Annotated in this window: 13 protein-coding genes; 7 read left to right on the plus strand and 6 right to left on the minus strand. The window is 65.0% G+C overall.

Going from position 1 to position 14042, the window contains the following annotated elements; translation table 11 throughout:
• Window positions 1-8: 8 nt before the first annotated feature.
• Entirely contained in the window at window positions 9-824 is an 816-nt protein-coding gene (locus tag IVB23_RS20780; RefSeq protein ID WP_061880061.1) for an exodeoxyribonuclease III, read from the plus strand.
• Between the two features lie 142 nt (window positions 825-966).
• On the opposite strand, the gene IVB23_RS20785 is transcribed toward IVB23_RS20780, so the two are convergent.
• Window positions 967-1410 carry a cyclic nucleotide-binding domain-containing protein gene (locus tag IVB23_RS20785; RefSeq protein ID WP_061880060.1) on the minus strand — a complete coding sequence of 148 codons (444 nt, stop codon included), beginning with the start codon at window positions 1408-1410 and terminating at the stop codon, window positions 967-969.
• Between the two features lie 60 nt (window positions 1411-1470).
• Window positions 1471-2157 carry a response regulator transcription factor gene (locus tag IVB23_RS20790; RefSeq protein WP_024338712.1) on the minus strand — a complete coding sequence of 229 codons (687 nt, stop codon included), beginning with the start codon at window positions 2155-2157 and terminating at the stop codon, window positions 1471-1473.
• A 200-nt stretch (window positions 2158-2357) separates the two neighbouring features.
• Here IVB23_RS20790 and IVB23_RS20795 point away from each other — a divergent pair, with 200 nt between their 5' ends.
• Window positions 2358-2927, plus strand: a complete 570-nt coding sequence (locus IVB23_RS20795; protein WP_247799846.1) for a L,D-transpeptidase family protein — start codon at window positions 2358-2360, stop codon at window positions 2925-2927.
• Window positions 2928-2933: 6 nt separating this feature from the next.
• Window positions 2934-3719 carry a fumarylacetoacetate hydrolase family protein gene (locus tag IVB23_RS20800; protein WP_247799847.1) on the plus strand — a complete coding sequence of 262 codons (786 nt, stop codon included), beginning with the start codon at window positions 2934-2936 and terminating at the stop codon, window positions 3717-3719.
• 139 nt (window positions 3720-3858) lie between these two features.
• On the opposite strand, the gene IVB23_RS20805 is transcribed toward IVB23_RS20800, so the two are convergent.
• Complete coding sequence (locus IVB23_RS20805; RefSeq protein ID WP_239628668.1) at window positions 3859-4548, minus strand: YggS family pyridoxal phosphate-dependent enzyme; 690 nt, start codon at window positions 4546-4548, stop codon at window positions 3859-3861.
• A gap of 108 nt (window positions 4549-4656) precedes the next feature.
• On the opposite strand from IVB23_RS20805, the gene IVB23_RS20810 reads away from it, so the two are divergent.
• Entirely contained in the window at window positions 4657-6360 is a 1704-nt protein-coding gene (locus IVB23_RS20810) for a diguanylate cyclase (RefSeq protein ID WP_061880056.1), read from the plus strand.
• On the opposite strand, the gene IVB23_RS20815 is transcribed toward IVB23_RS20810, so the two are convergent.
• Window positions 6357-7403 carry a GGDEF domain-containing protein gene (locus tag IVB23_RS20815; protein WP_247804943.1) on the minus strand — a complete coding sequence of 349 codons (1047 nt, stop codon included), beginning with the start codon at window positions 7401-7403 and terminating at the stop codon, window positions 6357-6359. The genes IVB23_RS20810 and IVB23_RS20815 overlap by 4 nt on opposite strands.
• Before the next feature lie 190 nt (window positions 7404-7593).
• Between IVB23_RS20815 and leuS the strand changes: the two genes are divergently transcribed.
• The 3 genes from leuS to holA all read left to right on the plus strand — a co-directional run bounded on the left by leuS (window position 7594) and on the right by holA (window position 11925).
• Window positions 7594-10230: a leucine--tRNA ligase gene (gene leuS, locus IVB23_RS20820; RefSeq protein WP_247799848.1), complete on the plus strand. Its 2637-nt coding sequence runs from the start codon at window positions 7594-7596 to the stop codon at window positions 10228-10230.
• Window positions 10217-10768 carry an LPS assembly lipoprotein LptE gene (gene lptE, locus IVB23_RS20825; protein WP_247799849.1) on the plus strand — a complete coding sequence of 184 codons (552 nt, stop codon included), beginning with the start codon at window positions 10217-10219 and terminating at the stop codon, window positions 10766-10768. Before leuS ends, lptE begins: the two co-directional genes overlap by 14 nt.
• A gap of 128 nt (window positions 10769-10896) precedes the next feature.
• Complete coding sequence (holA, locus tag IVB23_RS20830) at window positions 10897-11925, plus strand: DNA polymerase III subunit delta (RefSeq protein ID WP_247804944.1); 1029 nt, start codon at window positions 10897-10899, stop codon at window positions 11923-11925.
• Between the two features lie 214 nt (window positions 11926-12139).
• On the opposite strand, the gene IVB23_RS20835 is transcribed toward holA, so the two are convergent.
• Both IVB23_RS20835 and IVB23_RS20840 read right to left on the minus strand, forming a co-directional pair.
• Window positions 12140-13024 carry a ParB/RepB/Spo0J family partition protein gene (locus tag IVB23_RS20835; protein ID WP_028181373.1) on the minus strand — a complete coding sequence of 295 codons (885 nt, stop codon included), beginning with the start codon at window positions 13022-13024 and terminating at the stop codon, window positions 12140-12142.
• A 147-nt stretch (window positions 13025-13171) separates the two neighbouring features.
• The gene (locus IVB23_RS20840) at window positions 13172-14038 is read right to left on the minus strand and encodes a ParA family protein (protein ID WP_061880052.1); all 867 of its coding nucleotides are present in this window, start codon (window positions 14036-14038) and stop codon (window positions 13172-13174) included.
• Between the last annotated feature and the right edge of the window lie 4 nt (window positions 14039-14042).

A 14042-nucleotide genomic window follows, 5' to 3' on the forward strand; every position in this document is an offset into this window, starting at 1 on the left:
TCGTCCCCATGCGTCTTTCCCTGACAACCTGGAACATCAATTCGGTGCGGCTGCGCATCGACCTGGTCGCGAAATTCCTGAAGAGCGCGCGGCCGGAGGTGCTGTGCCTGCAGGAGACCAAGTGCATCGACGACGCCTTTCCGCTCAAGCGTTTCAAGCGGCTCGGCTACGAGCACGTCGCGCTGAACGGGCAGAAGGGCTATCACGGCGTCGCCATAGTCTCGAAGATTCCCTTCGAGTCCAAGGACATCCGCACCTTCTGCGACAAGGTGGATTCGCGCCACATCTCGGTGTCGTTCGGCGAGAAGGCGGGCATCGCAAAGCCTTTGGTGCTGCATAATTTCTACGTGCCCGCCGGCGGCGACATTCCCGATCCCGCGCTGAACGAGAAGTTCGACCACAAGCTTCGCTTCCTCGACGAGATGAAGGCGTGCGAGCCGCTGCATCCGCGCGGCGATGACCGCCACATCCTGGTCGGCGACCTCAACGTCGCCCCGCACGAGAACGACGTGTGGTCGCACAGGCAGCTTCTGAAAGTCGTCTCGCACACACCCGTCGAAACCGAGAAGCTGAAGGCGGCGATTGCCGCCGGCGAATGGATCGACGTCGCGCGCGAGCGCATCCCGATGTCGGAGAAGGTCTATACGTGGTGGAGCTATCGTTCCGCCGACTGGACCGTCGGCGATCGCGGCCGCAGGCTCGATCACATCTGGGTCTCGCGTGCGCTGAAGGACGCAGTCAGCGATTTCAAGATCCTGCGCGATGCGCGGAGCTGGGAGCGGCCATCGGACCACGTGCCTGTGACGGTGACGCTGGAAGTGTAGCCCCGCTGTCATTCCGGGGCGCGCGCAGCGCCAACTATGGTGCGCAATTGCGCACCTGAGAATCCATCTGGCGACACATCCGGTGGATGAATGGATTCCGGGCTCGCGACTTCGTCGCGCCCCGGAATGACAACAAAGAGACTCAAGACGTCAGCTTCGCGCCGGCCATCAGGATATCGCTGGCGATCTGGCTGGAGCGCACCGCGAATTCGTCGCGCAGGCGCACGGCGGCGGCGGGGTCGCTCTCCAGCACGCGCTGGAACAGGCTGCGTGCGACGCGGATGACGGAGGAATGCTCCAGCGCGATCGCACGCGATGGCCGCTTCATCGGCACCACCAGTGCGAGCTCGCCGATCAGCGAGCCGGGGCCGGCGATCATTTCGGCGCCGGCGCCGTCTTCGACCCTGAAGGCGCCGCGCTGGACCACGAAGCCGGCATCGGCGGCGTCGCCGAGATCGAACAGGACGTCACCGCGGACGAAGTCACGCTGCTCGGAACCGATCGCCAGCATGCGCAACGAGGCGTCTCCCAACAGGCGCAGTGTCGGGACACGCTCGAGAAGCGCTACGTCGTCGTCGATTGACATTCCGGTCCGTGGCTCGAGGAACGCGCCAATTTACGACGAATCGCGCGTTTCCGGAACGTATCACGGCACCAGTTTGTAGCCACCGGCTTCGGTGACCAGGATCTCGGGGTTGGCGGCGTCCTTCTCGATCTTCTGGCGAAGCCGATAGATGTGGGTTTCCAGCGTGTGGGTGGTGACGCCGGAATTGTAGCCCCAGACCTCCTGGAGCAGGGTCTCGCGCGATACCGGCATCTGGCCGGCCCGGTAGAGGAAACGGAGAATCGCCGTTTCCTTCTCGGTGAGGCGGACCTTGCGTGCATTGGCCGCGGTCAGCATCTTCGAGCCGGGACGGAAGGAGTAGGGGCCGACCGAGAACACCGCGTCCTCGCTGGCCTCGTGCTGGCGGAGCTGGGCTCGGATGCGGGCCAGCAGTACGGCGAAGCGGAAGGGCTTTGCGACATAGTCGTTGGCGCCGGATTCCAGCCCCAGGATCGTGTCGGAATCGGTGTCGTGCCCGGTCAGCATGATGATCGGGGCCTTGAAACCGCCCTTGCGCAAGGAGCGGACCACCTCGCGGCCGTCGGTGTCGGGCAGGCCGACATCCATCAGGACCAGATCGGGGGAGTTGGCCTTGGCGGCGCTCGCGCCCTTGGCGCCGGTGTCGACCGCGGAGGCTTCAAATTCTTCGTGTAGCGATAATTGCTCCACCAACGTGTCGCGCAGATCGGTGTCGTCATCCACGATCAGGATCTTGCGGGCATTGGGCATGGGAGGTCATCCTTTTAGGGTCCGGCTCGGCGCGCATCCATGCCGCATCCAGCCGCGAGGGAAGTTTAGGGTCGCCGTTTTATTGTTGTTCGTGTTGAAGTAGTGGGCTGTTACCGATTCACAAGCCGCAAGCACTCTAACCCAGAATAGCAGGGCGATTTGATGAATGTCCTGTAATGAATTCGACATTGCACGTTCACATGAAAAACAAAGCAGCTTCAGTTGGTTACGCCAGGAATCGACGCGCCGGGCCGCTCTCCGCGATCCGCGTTAAGGCTGCGGCCGGAAATCCGCGCAGGGGTTGGCTGACGGCCGGAGCGATGACCATCCCGGTTGCGCTGGGGCGGGGCGGCATTCTCGCCAACAAGCGCGAGGGCGATGGCGGCACCCCCAGGGGCAGCTTCCGTCCCAGGCGGCTGTGGTGGCGGGGCGACCGGCACGGCCGCCCCCGGACGTTCTTGCCGGCCCGGAAGATCACCGGCGCAGACGCCTGGTGCGAGGATCCACGGGACCGCCATTACAATCAGGGCATCCGGCTGGGCGAGGGGCAGGGCGGTGACCGGCTCAAGCGGGCCGACCACCTCTATGACTTCATCATCGAGATCGACCACAACACCAGACCGCGCATCGCCGGCCGCGGCAGCGCGGTGTTCCTGCACCTCGCCCGCGACAATTTCGGCCCGACCGCGGGCTGCGTCTCCATGACGAAGTCTGCGATGCTGCAATTGCTGCGGCGCCTGGGCCCGCGAACACGAATCATCATCGGGTGAGGGTGCATGCTCGACAAGGATCAGATCGCCGCCGCTTCGCAGGTTCTGGTTCAACACTGGCGCGACGGCACCAAGCTGGACGCACTGGAGGTCCGGTTGCAGCCACAGAGTCGCGCCGAGGGCTACGCCATCCAGGCCGCGCTCGAACGACAATCGAGCGGCAAATTGTTCGGCTGGAAGATCGCGGCTACCAGCGAGGCCGGACAGAAGCACATCAATGTCGCAGGCCCCATGGCCGGACGCATCATGAGCGACACCGTGATCGCTGACGGCGGGGCTGCGCCGATGAAGGGCAACGAGATGCGCGTCGGCGAGCCGGAATTCGCCTTTCGGATGGGACGCAATCTGCCGCCGCGCGCGGCGCCATACACCGTCGACGAGGTGCTCGCCGCCGTCGAGACGTTGCATCCCGCGATCGAGATTCCCGATTCGCGCTTTGCCGATTTCGTCAGCGCGGGCGAGGCGCAGCTCATCGCTGACAACGCGTGCGCCCATCTGTTCGTGCTGGGTGCACCGACGATCGCGAACTGGCGGGCGATGGATCTCATCGAGGAACGGCCGCAAATCACACTGCGTGGCGAGCGCTATGTCGGCCATGGCAGGAACGTGCTGGGCGACCCCCGGGCCGCGCTCGCCTGGCTTGCCAATGAGCTCTCCGGGCTCGGCATCACCTTGCGGGCAGGGCAGGTGGTGACCACCGGCACGTGCCATCCGCCGCTGCCGATTGCGGCCGGCGATCATCTTGCGGTGGACTTTGGGGTGCTGGGCACAGTGTCGGTGGGGTTTGCGTAGACAGCTCCGCCGTCATTGCGAGGAGCCCTTGCGACGAAGCAATCCAGACTACCTCCGCGGAAAGATCCTGGATTGCTTCGCGACGCTCGCAATGACGAACTCAAGAACTCGGTTGGGGCACGGCCCTCGCTGACGGCGACTACCTGTGCCCGAAGATCGCAGACCCCACGCGCACATGGGTGGCGCCCAGCATGATGGCGGTGGCGAAATCGGCGCTCATGCCCATCGAGAGGTTCTTCAATCCGTTGCGCGCGGCGATCTTGGCGGTGAGGGCAAAATGCGCTGCCGGCGGTTCGTCGACCGGCGGGATGCACATCAGTCCGGAGATCGTGAGCCCATAGGTGTCGCGGCAGCTCGCGAGGAAGGCGTCGGCCTCGCCGGGCGCGACGCCGGCCTTCTGCGGTTCCTCGCCGGTATTGATCTGGACGAAGAGCTGCGGGTGCTTGTTCTGGGATTCGATTTCCTTGGCTAATGCCTGGCAAATGCTCGGACGATCGACCGAATGGATCGCGTCGAACAGCGCGACCGCCTCTTTCGCCTTGTTGGATTGCAGCGGCCCGATCAGATGCAGCGCGATATCGGGGTAAACAGACGTTAAGGCCGGCCACTTGCTTTTGGCCTCCTGCACCCGATTCTCGCCGAATACCCGCTGTCCGGCGGCGATGACCGGGATAATCGCATCGGCGGCGAAAGTCTTGGACACCGCAATCAGCGTCACGGAGGCGCGGTCGCGCCGCGCGTCCGTGCAGGCGCGGGCGATTTCGGCTTCGACCGCAGCGAGCGCGTTTGGTGAATGGCCGGTTACCGGCGCGGCGATAGCTTCTGTCATGACGTCTCTTGGCCGGGTCGTAGCCCGAGTTAAGTCCAATTTTACCGAGTTCAAGAAGCAGTTTTTGAACCCTTCGCTTTACCTTGGCCCATGGGGTGGGTAACGAAGATGGCAAGCGTCAGTCTCAACCGCAAACGCGCGAAACTCAAGCAGGTTCTGGGAATCCGGGCGCGGCTTGCGTTGCTTGCGGTCATTCTCGTGGCGCCGTTAATGCTCGAGCGCATCCGCTCGCTTGAAGACACGCGTGCGCGACAGATCGCGCAGGCTGCGGCCGAGTTCACCACGGTGGCAAGGCACAGTGCCGATGCGCAGCGCGAGGTGATCTCGTCGGTCGAGACCATCCTGAAATCGGAAGCCTTCATCCGCGCCTCCGCCGGCGGCATCAGCAAGAGCTGCGACGTGCTGCGCGCAAGCCTGCCGTCGAGCCTTCCCTGGATCCGCACGCTGCTGATCGCCGGCCAAGACGGACGCATCCAATGCGCCACCAACAACATGTATGTCGGGCTCGATCTCAGTGACCGGCCCTACTTCCAGCAGGCACAGCAAACCGGCCGCTTCGTTCTCAGCGATTTCATCCTGTCGCGGCCGGTGCTCTCGCCGACCGTGATGGCGGTTTATCCGGTCTCGGCCTTCAGCGGGGTGCCCGACGCCGTCGTGCTCGCCACCGTCAATCTCGACTGGATGTCGAAGGTCATGAGCAATCTGGGCGGCCGCGCCGGCATCACCGCGGTGCTGGTCGACAGCGCGGGCACCGTGCTGGCGGCGCCCGCCGATCAGCACAGCACGGTCGGCCGTCCCCTCGACAACATGCCGCTGATGTCCGCGATCGCGGACAAGGCGCTGCGGTCCGACCAGGACGAGGGTTCACTGTCGTTCCTCGCCGCCGACGGCTCCCGCCGCGCGGTCAGCTATATCCGCATCGCCGGCACCAATGCCCGCCTGATCACCAGCATCGATGAAGACAAGGTGTCAGCCGCGGTCAACCGCGAGATCCGCACCGCCTATCTGCAGCTCGCTTTCGTCGTCGTGTTCGTCCTGCTCGGCGCGCTGATTGCCGCCGAGAAACTCGTCATCAAGCCGATCGAGATGCTCGTCGACATGGCCAAGCGTCTCGGTGAGGGCGACCTGTCGGCCCGCGCGGCACGCAATCGGCTGCCGGCCGAGTTCGTTCCGCTGGCCCGCGCCTTCAACGCGATGGCTGCGCAGCTGAGCCAGCGCGAGCGCGAGCTGGTAGCGAGCAACGACCGGCTGACGGTGATGGCCTCGATCGACATGCTGTCGGGGCTCGCCAACCGCCGCGGTTTCCAGAGCCGGCTCGATTTCGAATGGATGCGCGCGCAGCAATACGGCAGCGACCTCGCGCTCCTGATGATCGACGTCGACCATTTCAAGCTGTTCAACGACACTTACGGCCATCTCGAAGGCGATTCCTGCCTGACCCGGCTCGGCGAGTCGCTGTCCGGCATCGCCGCCGACACGATGGGCTTTGCGGCACGCTATGGCGGCGAGGAATTCTGCCTCTTGCTGCCGAATACCGACGTGATGCGCGCCGCCGAAATCGGCGAACAGGTGCGGGCGGCCGTGCTGAGACTCTGCCTGCCGCACATCACCTCGAACCACATGATCGTCACGGTCTCGATCGGGGTTGCCGCGACAAAGCCGAACGAGTCGTTGCGTCCCGGCGACCTGATCGAAGCCGCCGACGCCGCGCTCTATGCCGCCAAGCACCGCGGCCGCAACAATGTCGTCGAGCACGGCGTGCAGGCGATCGAGACCGGCGCGGCTGATATGATGATGGTGGCCAGCGCCTAGCCCGCGCCCCCGGCCCGCTCGAGGTCGACCTCCGTCACGACGCGATTGCGGCCGCCGCTCTTGGCGAGATAGAGCGCGCGGTCGCAACGCTCGATCAGATCGGTGATCGCCTCGCCGGTCCGGTACTGCGCCACGCCGATCGACACGCTGATGTTCGGCAGGATCTCGCCGGTCGAGCGGCGCGTGATCGTACATTCGGCAATCGCGCGCCTGATGCCTTCGGCGAGCTCGGCACATGCGCCAAGATCGGCGTCCGGCAGCACCGCGATCAGCTCCTCGCCGCCATAGCGGGCCGGCAGATCCTGCTCGCGGACTTTTTCGCGCAGCACCTTCGCCATCAGGCGCAGCACCTGGTCGCCGACGCCATGGCCGAAATTGTCGTTGAAGGCCTTGAAGTAGTCGATATCGAGCATCAGCACGCTGAGCGGCTCGCCCCATTCGGCAGTCGTCTGCGCCTTGCGCAGGAATTCGTCGAGGGCCCGCCGGTTCGCCAGCCCCGTCAACATGTCGGTCCGGGCGCGCTGCTCGGACCTCGACAGCGAATCGCGGATCACGTCGAGCTCGCGGGTCTTTTCCGCAAAGCCTGCCTCCAGCCGCGTCGCCCTTGTGGCGGCCCGCGCCAGCTCGTTCATGAGCTGGGCGACCAGCAGCTTTGGATCGACGCCGGCCCTGCCCTGGTCGGCCACCTGGCTGATGACCTGCATCTGCGAATGATTGTCGGCGATCGCGGTCGCCAGAAATTCCTTCGCGGCCCCCATGAGCGCCTGCAGCCGCTCGGAAGTGTCGACCGCGGCGGCACTCGCCTGGGGCGCGACGTAGGTCTCGAACAGGTCCTGATTGGTTCTGGCATCGAAGGGACGATTGTGGTCGATCAGGAGATCGACCGCGTTGCGCAGATCGTCATGGCTGCCTGCGAAATACTGGAACCAGACCGCGAAATTGGCCGGAGTCGGCGCAATGCGCTGTTCGGCCATGCTCCGCATCGCCCGTCCGGCGATGGACGCGGCATAGTCGTAATCGGGATCGTCGAAGCTGGAATCCATTGCGGTCATGCGGCCTTGTTGGGCCGCAAATTGGCATCGACCCCTTAATCACGCCCCAACGCGGGCCCTCGTAGTTATGCGGAGGCGCGGTCGAAGTTCCAGAACGCGGCAACCCATTGACCCCCTGAGGTCTTCTATGGCCTAGTCCGCCGTCTTGAGACGGCCGAACCCACGAAAACCCAACGATTCCATGACCTCCGAACGCTATAACGCCCGCGACGCCGAACCGCGCTGGCAACGCCTCTGGGACGAGCAGGCGATCTTCGTCTCCAGGAACGACGATCCGCGGCCGAAATATTACGTGCTCGAGATGTTCCCCTACCCTTCCGGGCGCATCCATATCGGCCATGTCCGGAATTACACACTGGGTGACGTGCTGGCCCGCTTCATGCGCGCCAAGGGCTTCAACGTGCTGCATCCGATGGGCTGGGATGCCTTCGGCCTGCCGGCCGAGAACGCCGCGATCGAGCGCAAGGTCGCCCCGAAGGCCTGGACCTACGACAACATCGCCGCGATGAAGAAACAGCTCCGCTCGATCGGGCTGTCGCTGGACTGGAGCCGCGAGATCGCAACCTGCGATCCCAGCTATTACAAGCACCAGCAGAAGATGTTTCTGGACTTCCTGCGCGAAGGTCTCGCCGAGCGCGAGAAGCGCAAGGTGAACTGGGATCCCGTCGACATGACCGTGCTCGCCAACGAGCAGGTCATCGACGGCCGCGGCTGGCGTTCGGGCGCGGTCGTCGAGCAGCGCGAGATGAACCAGTGGGTCTTCAAGATCACGAAGTACTCGCAGGAACTCTTGAGCGCGCTGGACGGGCTGGACCGCTGGCCCGACAAGGTGCGGCTGATGCAGCGCAACTGGATCGGCCGTTCGGAGGGCCTGCTGGTCCGCTTCGCTCTGGACCCGGCGACGACGCCGGCCGGCGAGAGCGAGCTGAAGATCTTCACGACGCGCCCCGACACGCTGTTCGGCGCGAAATTCATGGCGATCTCGGCAGATCATCCGCTGGCGCAGGCAGCAGCTGCGAAGAACCCTAGGCTCGCGGAGTTCATCGCGGAGATCAAGAAGATCGGTACCGCGCAGGAGATCATCGACACCGCGGAGAAGCAGGGCTTCGACACCGGCATCCGCGCGGTGCATCCGTTCGATCCGTCCTGGAAGCTGCCGGTCTATGTCGCGAACTTCGTGCTGATGGAATACGGCACCGGCGCCATCTTCGGCTGCCCGGCGCACGACCAGCGCGACCTCGACTTCGTCAACAAGTACAATCTCGGCAACACGCCCGTCGTGTGCCCGGAAGGCCAGGATCCCAAGACCTTCGTGATCACCGACACCGCTTATGACGGTGACGGCCGCATGATCAATTCGCGCTTCCTCGACGGCATGACCATCGAGCAGGCCAAGGAAGAGGTGGCGAAGCGTCTCGAGACGGAGCTGCGCGGCAACGCGCCGATCGGCGAGCGTCAGGTGAATTTCCGACTGCGCGACTGGGGCATTTCGCGCCAGCGCTATTGGGGCTGCCCGATTCCAGTCATCCATTGCCCGAAGTGCGATGTGGTGCCGGTGCCGGACGCCGACCTGCCGGTGGTACTGCCGGACGACGCGACCTTCGACAGACCGGGCAACGCGCTGGATCATCATCCGACCTGGAAGCACGTCACCTGCCCCAAATGCGGAGGCAAGTCCCAGCGCGAAACCGACACCATGGACACCTTCGTGGATTCGTCCTGGTACTTTGCGCGCTTCACCGATCCCTGGAACGAGAACGCGCCGACGACGCCTGCGGTCGCCAACCGGATGCTACCGGTCGACCAGTATATCGGCGGCGTCGAGCACGCGATCCTGCATCTGCTCTACAGCCGCTTCTTCACCCGCGCGATGAAGGCGACCGGGCACATCGCGCTGGACGAGCCGTTCGCCGGCATGTTCACGCAAGGCATGGTGGTGCACGAGACCTACCAGAAGGCCGACGGCACCTATGTGCAGCCGGCCGAGGTGAAGATCGAGGTCGGCGGCAACGGGCGCCGCGCAACGTTGCTCGCCACCGGCGAGGACATCCAGATCGGCCCGATCGAGAAGATGTCGAAGTCGAAGAAGAACACGGTCGATCCCGACGACATCATCGAGACCTACGGCGCCGATGTGGCCCGCTGGTTCATGCTCTCGGACTCCCCGCCCGACCGCGACGTGATCTGGAGCGACGAGCGCGTCCAGGGCGCCTCGCGCTTCGTGCAGCGGCTGTGGCGGCTGGTGAACGATTCCGTCGAACTCGGCAACGGCGCGCCGACGGCCCGGCCGGCCAGCTTCGGCCCGGACGCGACCACCTTGCGCAAGGCCGCGCACGGCGCGCTGGACAAGGTCACAACCGGCATCGAACGGCTGCACTTCAACGTCTGCCTCGCCCATATCCGCGAATTCACCAATACGTTCTCGGAGGTGCTGCAGCGCCCGGGACAGCCCGCAGCCGACCTGGCGCCGGATCTGGCCTGGGCGATCCGGGAGGCCAGCCAGATCCTGGTGCAGTTGTTCTCTCCGATGATGCCGCATTTGGCCGAGGAGTGCTGGCGGGTTCTGGGCCAGAAGGGGCTGGTTTCGGAAGCCGATTGGCCCCAAATCGAACGCGATTTGCTGGTCGAAGACAGCGTGACCCTGGTGGTCCAGGTCAACGGCAAGAAGCGGGGTGAGGTCACAGTTGCAACAGCGGCCCAGAATCCGGAAATCGAGGCTGCCGTTTTGGCCCTCGATGCGGTAAAGCTGGCCCTGGACGGCAAGCCCGTCCGCAAGGTGATCATCGTTCCCAAGAGGATCGTGAATGTTGTCGGCTAGGATCCGTATCGCAGCCCGCTTGCTGGCAGTCGCTGCATTGGCGGCGCTGACGGCAGGCTGCTTCCAGCCGATGTATGCCGAGCGCACCGACGGCACCCCCGGTCTGCGCGAAAGGCTGATGGGCGTCGAGCTACCCCCGATCAGCAAGCCCAATGCTTCGCGCGAGGCCCGCGTTGGCGTCGAAATCCGTAACGCACTGGCCTTCAAGCTTTACGGCACGGCGACGGGCATGCCGCCGACGCACCGGCTGGATATCCGCTTCACCACCAGCCGCTCCTCGCTGATCGTCAGCGCCACGACCGGCCTGCCGACCAGCGAAAATCTCGGCATCGACGCCCAGTACAATCTGATCGACGTCGCGACCGGCAAGTCTGTCATGACCGGCTCGACGTTCTCACGCGTGTCCTATGACATGCCGGGGTCCTATCAGCGCTTCTCGCGCACCCGCGCCGTGCGCGATGCCGAGGATCGCGCCGCCAACGAGATCGCCGATAACATCTCCACCCGGCTCGCCTCGTTCTTCACCGCGGGGACGTAATTCGCCCCGCCATTCCGGGGCGCCCAAAGGGCGAACCCGGAATCTCGATCTTGAACCTCTGGATTCTCTGGTGCGCAATTGCGCACCGTAGTTCGCGCCACGCGCGCCCCGGAATGACAATCTGGACCATGGTCGCGCTGCGCGGAAAAGAGATCGACGCTTTCCTCGCCCGCCCTGATGCGGGCCGTCCGATCATCCTGCTCTACGGTCCCGATGCCGGCCTCGTGCGCGAGCGCGCCGATGCGCTGATCGCGTCAGCCGTCGACGATCCCAACGATCCGTTCTCGCTGGTCAAGCTCGACGGCGACGAGCTCTCCGCCGCGCCCTCGCGCCTCGTCGACGAAGCCATGACGGTGCCGCTGTTCGGCGGCCGCCGCGCCATCCGCGTTCGCGCCGGCTCGCGCAGCTTTGCCAGCGGCATCGAGACGCTGGCCGAGATGAACGTGAAGGATTGCCGCATCGTGATCGAGGCCGGCGAGCTTCGCCCGGAAGCGCCGCTGCGCAAGACTTGCGAGCGCGCCAAGACGGCCGTGGCGATCGGCTGCTATCCCGACACTGAGCGCGATCTGGCCAGGCTGATGGAGGACGAGCTCCGTATCGCGAATTTGCGCATCGCGCAGGACGCCCGCGCGGCGCTGATGTCATTTCTCGGCGGCGACCGCCAGGCCTCGCGCAACGAGCTGCGCAAGCTGACGCTCTATGCTCACGGCAAGGGCGAGGTCACGCTGGACGACGTCATGGCCGTGGTCGCCGATGCATCGGAGCTGAAGCTCGATCCGATCGTCGACGGCGCCTTTGCCGGACGGCCCGACATCGTCGAGACCGAATTCGCCAAGGCCATGATCGCCGGCACCTATCCCGGCGTGATCATATCCGCTGCGCTGCGGCAGGCTGCGTGGCTGCACAAATCCGCGCTCGCGATCGCCGACGGCACGCCGGCCTCCGCCGTGCTCGACGGCGGTTTTCCACGCCTGCATTTCTCGCGAAAGCCCGCGGTCGAAACCGCGCTGCGCAATTTCAGCCCGGCGCGGCTTGCGGCCATCATCGAGCAGCTCGCAACCGCGGCGCTCGACACCCGCAAGCAGTCCACCCTCGCCGCGGCGATAGCCCAGCGCACACTGATGTCAATCGCCGCGAACGCGAAGCGGCGGGGCTGAGCTCTCTCCGCGTCACTGCGAACGCAACAAAGCAAGGGGCCAAATCCGTCGTCCTGAGACGCGAGTGGCACGATGCTGCGCATCGTGCCAGGAGCCTCGAAGGATGAAAGGCCGCGCTGCTACAGCCGGGCCGTCGCCCTTCGAGGGCCGCTGAAGAAGCGGCCACTTCAGGATGACGGGTGGAGATCAGTGCCCGCGGCACGGGACAGCGGAGTTACAGCGCGCCCTTGGCGAGCCGCTTCATCACCTCGTCGAGCTGATCGAGGTTGCGGTAGTTGATCTGCACGGAGCCGCCGGGATCGCGATGATTGACGGTGACCTTGAGACCCAGCGCGTCGCTGACGCGCTTTTCGAGGTCGATCGTATCGGGGTCCTTTTCCTTCGCGCCGGCGCGCGCCTTCTGCGGCTTGCGCTCGGGCACGCCCTCTTCATGTGCCAGCGCCTCGGCCTGGCGCACGTTGAGCCCCTCCTCGACGATGCGCTTGGCGGCGGCGAGCGGATCCGGCACGCCGATCAGCGCGCGGGCGTGGCCCGCCGTCAATTCGCCGGTCGCGATGTAGGCCTGCACCTCGGCCGGCAGCTTCGTCAGCCGCATCATGTTGGCGACGTGGCTGCGGCTCTTGCCGACGACCTTCGCGATGTCGTCCTGACTGCGTTTGAACTCGTTGGCGAGCGCGTGATAGCCCTGCGCCTCTTCCATCGGGTTGAGGTCTTCACGCTGCACGTTCTCGATGATCGCGAACTCCAGCGCGTCGCTGTCGCTGATGTCGACCGGAACGATCGGCACGTCATGCAGGCCGGCGAGCTGCGAGGCGCGCCAGCGCCGCTCGCCCGCGATGATCTCGTAGCGATCCTGCGCGCCCTTCACCGGACGCACCACGATCGGCTGGATCACGCCGTGCTGCCTGATGGAGTCGGAGAGCTCCTTGAGCTCGGTCTCCGAAAAGGTACGGCGCGGGTTGCGCGGGTTGGGCTTGATGAATTCGATCGGCACCTTGCGCTGCGCGCGCGGACGATCGACATGCTGAGCCTCGCCGCCGACGTCACCGATCAGACTCGCAAGACCTCGGCCCAGTCGCGAACGCGCTTCGTCGGCCATCGCCAGCTCCCTTGGATTCACGGTGCAGCACTCCAGAACTGAATTTCGAATCGTAGGGTGGGTTAGCGAAGCGTAACCCACCTCCTCTGTTTCCACGGAGATAGACAGTGGTGGGTTACGCCTTCGGCTAACCCACCCTACGCAGCCTCAATGCGTCGTGCGCAGCTCGCGCTCGCGCTGGATCACTTCGGTGGCGAGCCGCAAATAGGCTTCGCTGCCGACGCATTTGAGATCGTAGACCAGCACCGGCTTGCCGTAGGACGGCGCTTCGGAGATGCGCACATTGCGCGGGATCATCGTCTTGTAGACCTTCTCGCCCATGAACTGGCGGACGTCGGCGACGACCTGGTTCGAGAGGTTGTTGCGCGAGTCGAACATGGTCAGCACGATGCCGTGGATCGACAGGTTCGGATTGAGCGTCGAACGCACCTGCTCCACCGTCTGCAGCAATTGCGACAGACCCTCGAGCGCGAAGAACTCGCATTGCAGCGGCACCAGGATCGCGTCGGAGGCCGCCATCGCGTTCACCGTGAGCAGGTTGAGCGAGGGCGGGCAGTCGATCAGCACATAGGTGTAGTCGGCGTCCGGCGAGACGTTGTTGTTGAGCGCGCCGATGGCATCGCGCAGCTTGAAGGCGCGGCCGGGCGTGGTGCCGAGCTCGAGCTCGAGGCCGGAGAGGTCCATGGTCGAGGGCGCGATGTGCAGCCGCGGCACCGCGGTCGAGACCACCGCCTCGCGCAATGCGGCTTCGCCGACCAGCACGTCGTAGGTCGAGCAGGAACGGTTGCGGCGATCGATGCCGAGGCCGGTCGAGGCGTTGCCCTGCGGATCGAGATCGACGATCAGGACGCGCTCGCCGATCGCCGCGAGCGCCGTGCCGAGATTGATCGCTGTGGTTGTCTTCCCCACACCGCCCTTCTGGTTCGCCAGCGCCAGGATGCGCGGGTGGCCATGCGGGACCTCGTTGGTCTCTTGGGCCGGCTGTTCTTGCTGCGGTTCGTCAATCACGCTCATCGCA

The organism is Bradyrhizobium sp. 191, assembly GCF_023100985.1.
GTDB classification, from domain to species: Bacteria; Pseudomonadota; Alphaproteobacteria; order Rhizobiales; family Xanthobacteraceae; genus Bradyrhizobium; species Bradyrhizobium diversitatis.

Coding starts and splice junctions, on each gene's coding strand:
- IVB23_RS20780 (WP_061880061.1), top strand. CDS start 9: ATGCGTCTTTCCCTGACAACCTGGAACATCAATTCGGTGCGGCTGCGC.
- IVB23_RS20785 (WP_061880060.1), bottom strand. CDS start 1,410: ATGTCAATCGACGACGACGTAGCGCTTCTCGAGCGTGTCCCGACACTG.
- IVB23_RS20790 (WP_024338712.1), bottom strand. CDS start 2,157: ATGCCCAATGCCCGCAAGATCCTGATCGTGGATGACGACACCGATCTG.
- IVB23_RS20795 (WP_247799846.1), top strand. CDS start 2,358: ATGAAAAACAAAGCAGCTTCAGTTGGTTACGCCAGGAATCGACGCGCC.
- IVB23_RS20800 (WP_247799847.1), top strand. CDS start 2,934: ATGCTCGACAAGGATCAGATCGCCGCCGCTTCGCAGGTTCTGGTTCAA.
- IVB23_RS20805 (WP_239628668.1), bottom strand. CDS start 4,548: ATGACAGAAGCTATCGCCGCGCCGGTAACCGGCCATTCACCAAACGCG.
- IVB23_RS20810 (WP_061880056.1), top strand. CDS start 4,657: ATGGCAAGCGTCAGTCTCAACCGCAAACGCGCGAAACTCAAGCAGGTT.
- IVB23_RS20815 (WP_247804943.1), bottom strand. CDS start 7,403: ATGGATTCCAGCTTCGACGATCCCGATTACGACTATGCCGCGTCCATC.
- leuS (WP_247799848.1), top strand. CDS start 7,594: ATGACCTCCGAACGCTATAACGCCCGCGACGCCGAACCGCGCTGGCAA.
- lptE (WP_247799849.1), top strand. CDS start 10,217: ATGTTGTCGGCTAGGATCCGTATCGCAGCCCGCTTGCTGGCAGTCGCT.
- holA (WP_247804944.1), top strand. CDS start 10,897: ATGGTCGCGCTGCGCGGAAAAGAGATCGACGCTTTCCTCGCCCGCCCT.
- IVB23_RS20835 (WP_028181373.1), bottom strand. CDS start 13,024: ATGGCCGACGAAGCGCGTTCGCGACTGGGCCGAGGTCTTGCGAGTCTG.
- IVB23_RS20840 (WP_061880052.1), bottom strand. CDS start 14,038: ATGAGCGTGATTGACGAACCGCAGCAAGAACAGCCGGCCCAAGAGACC.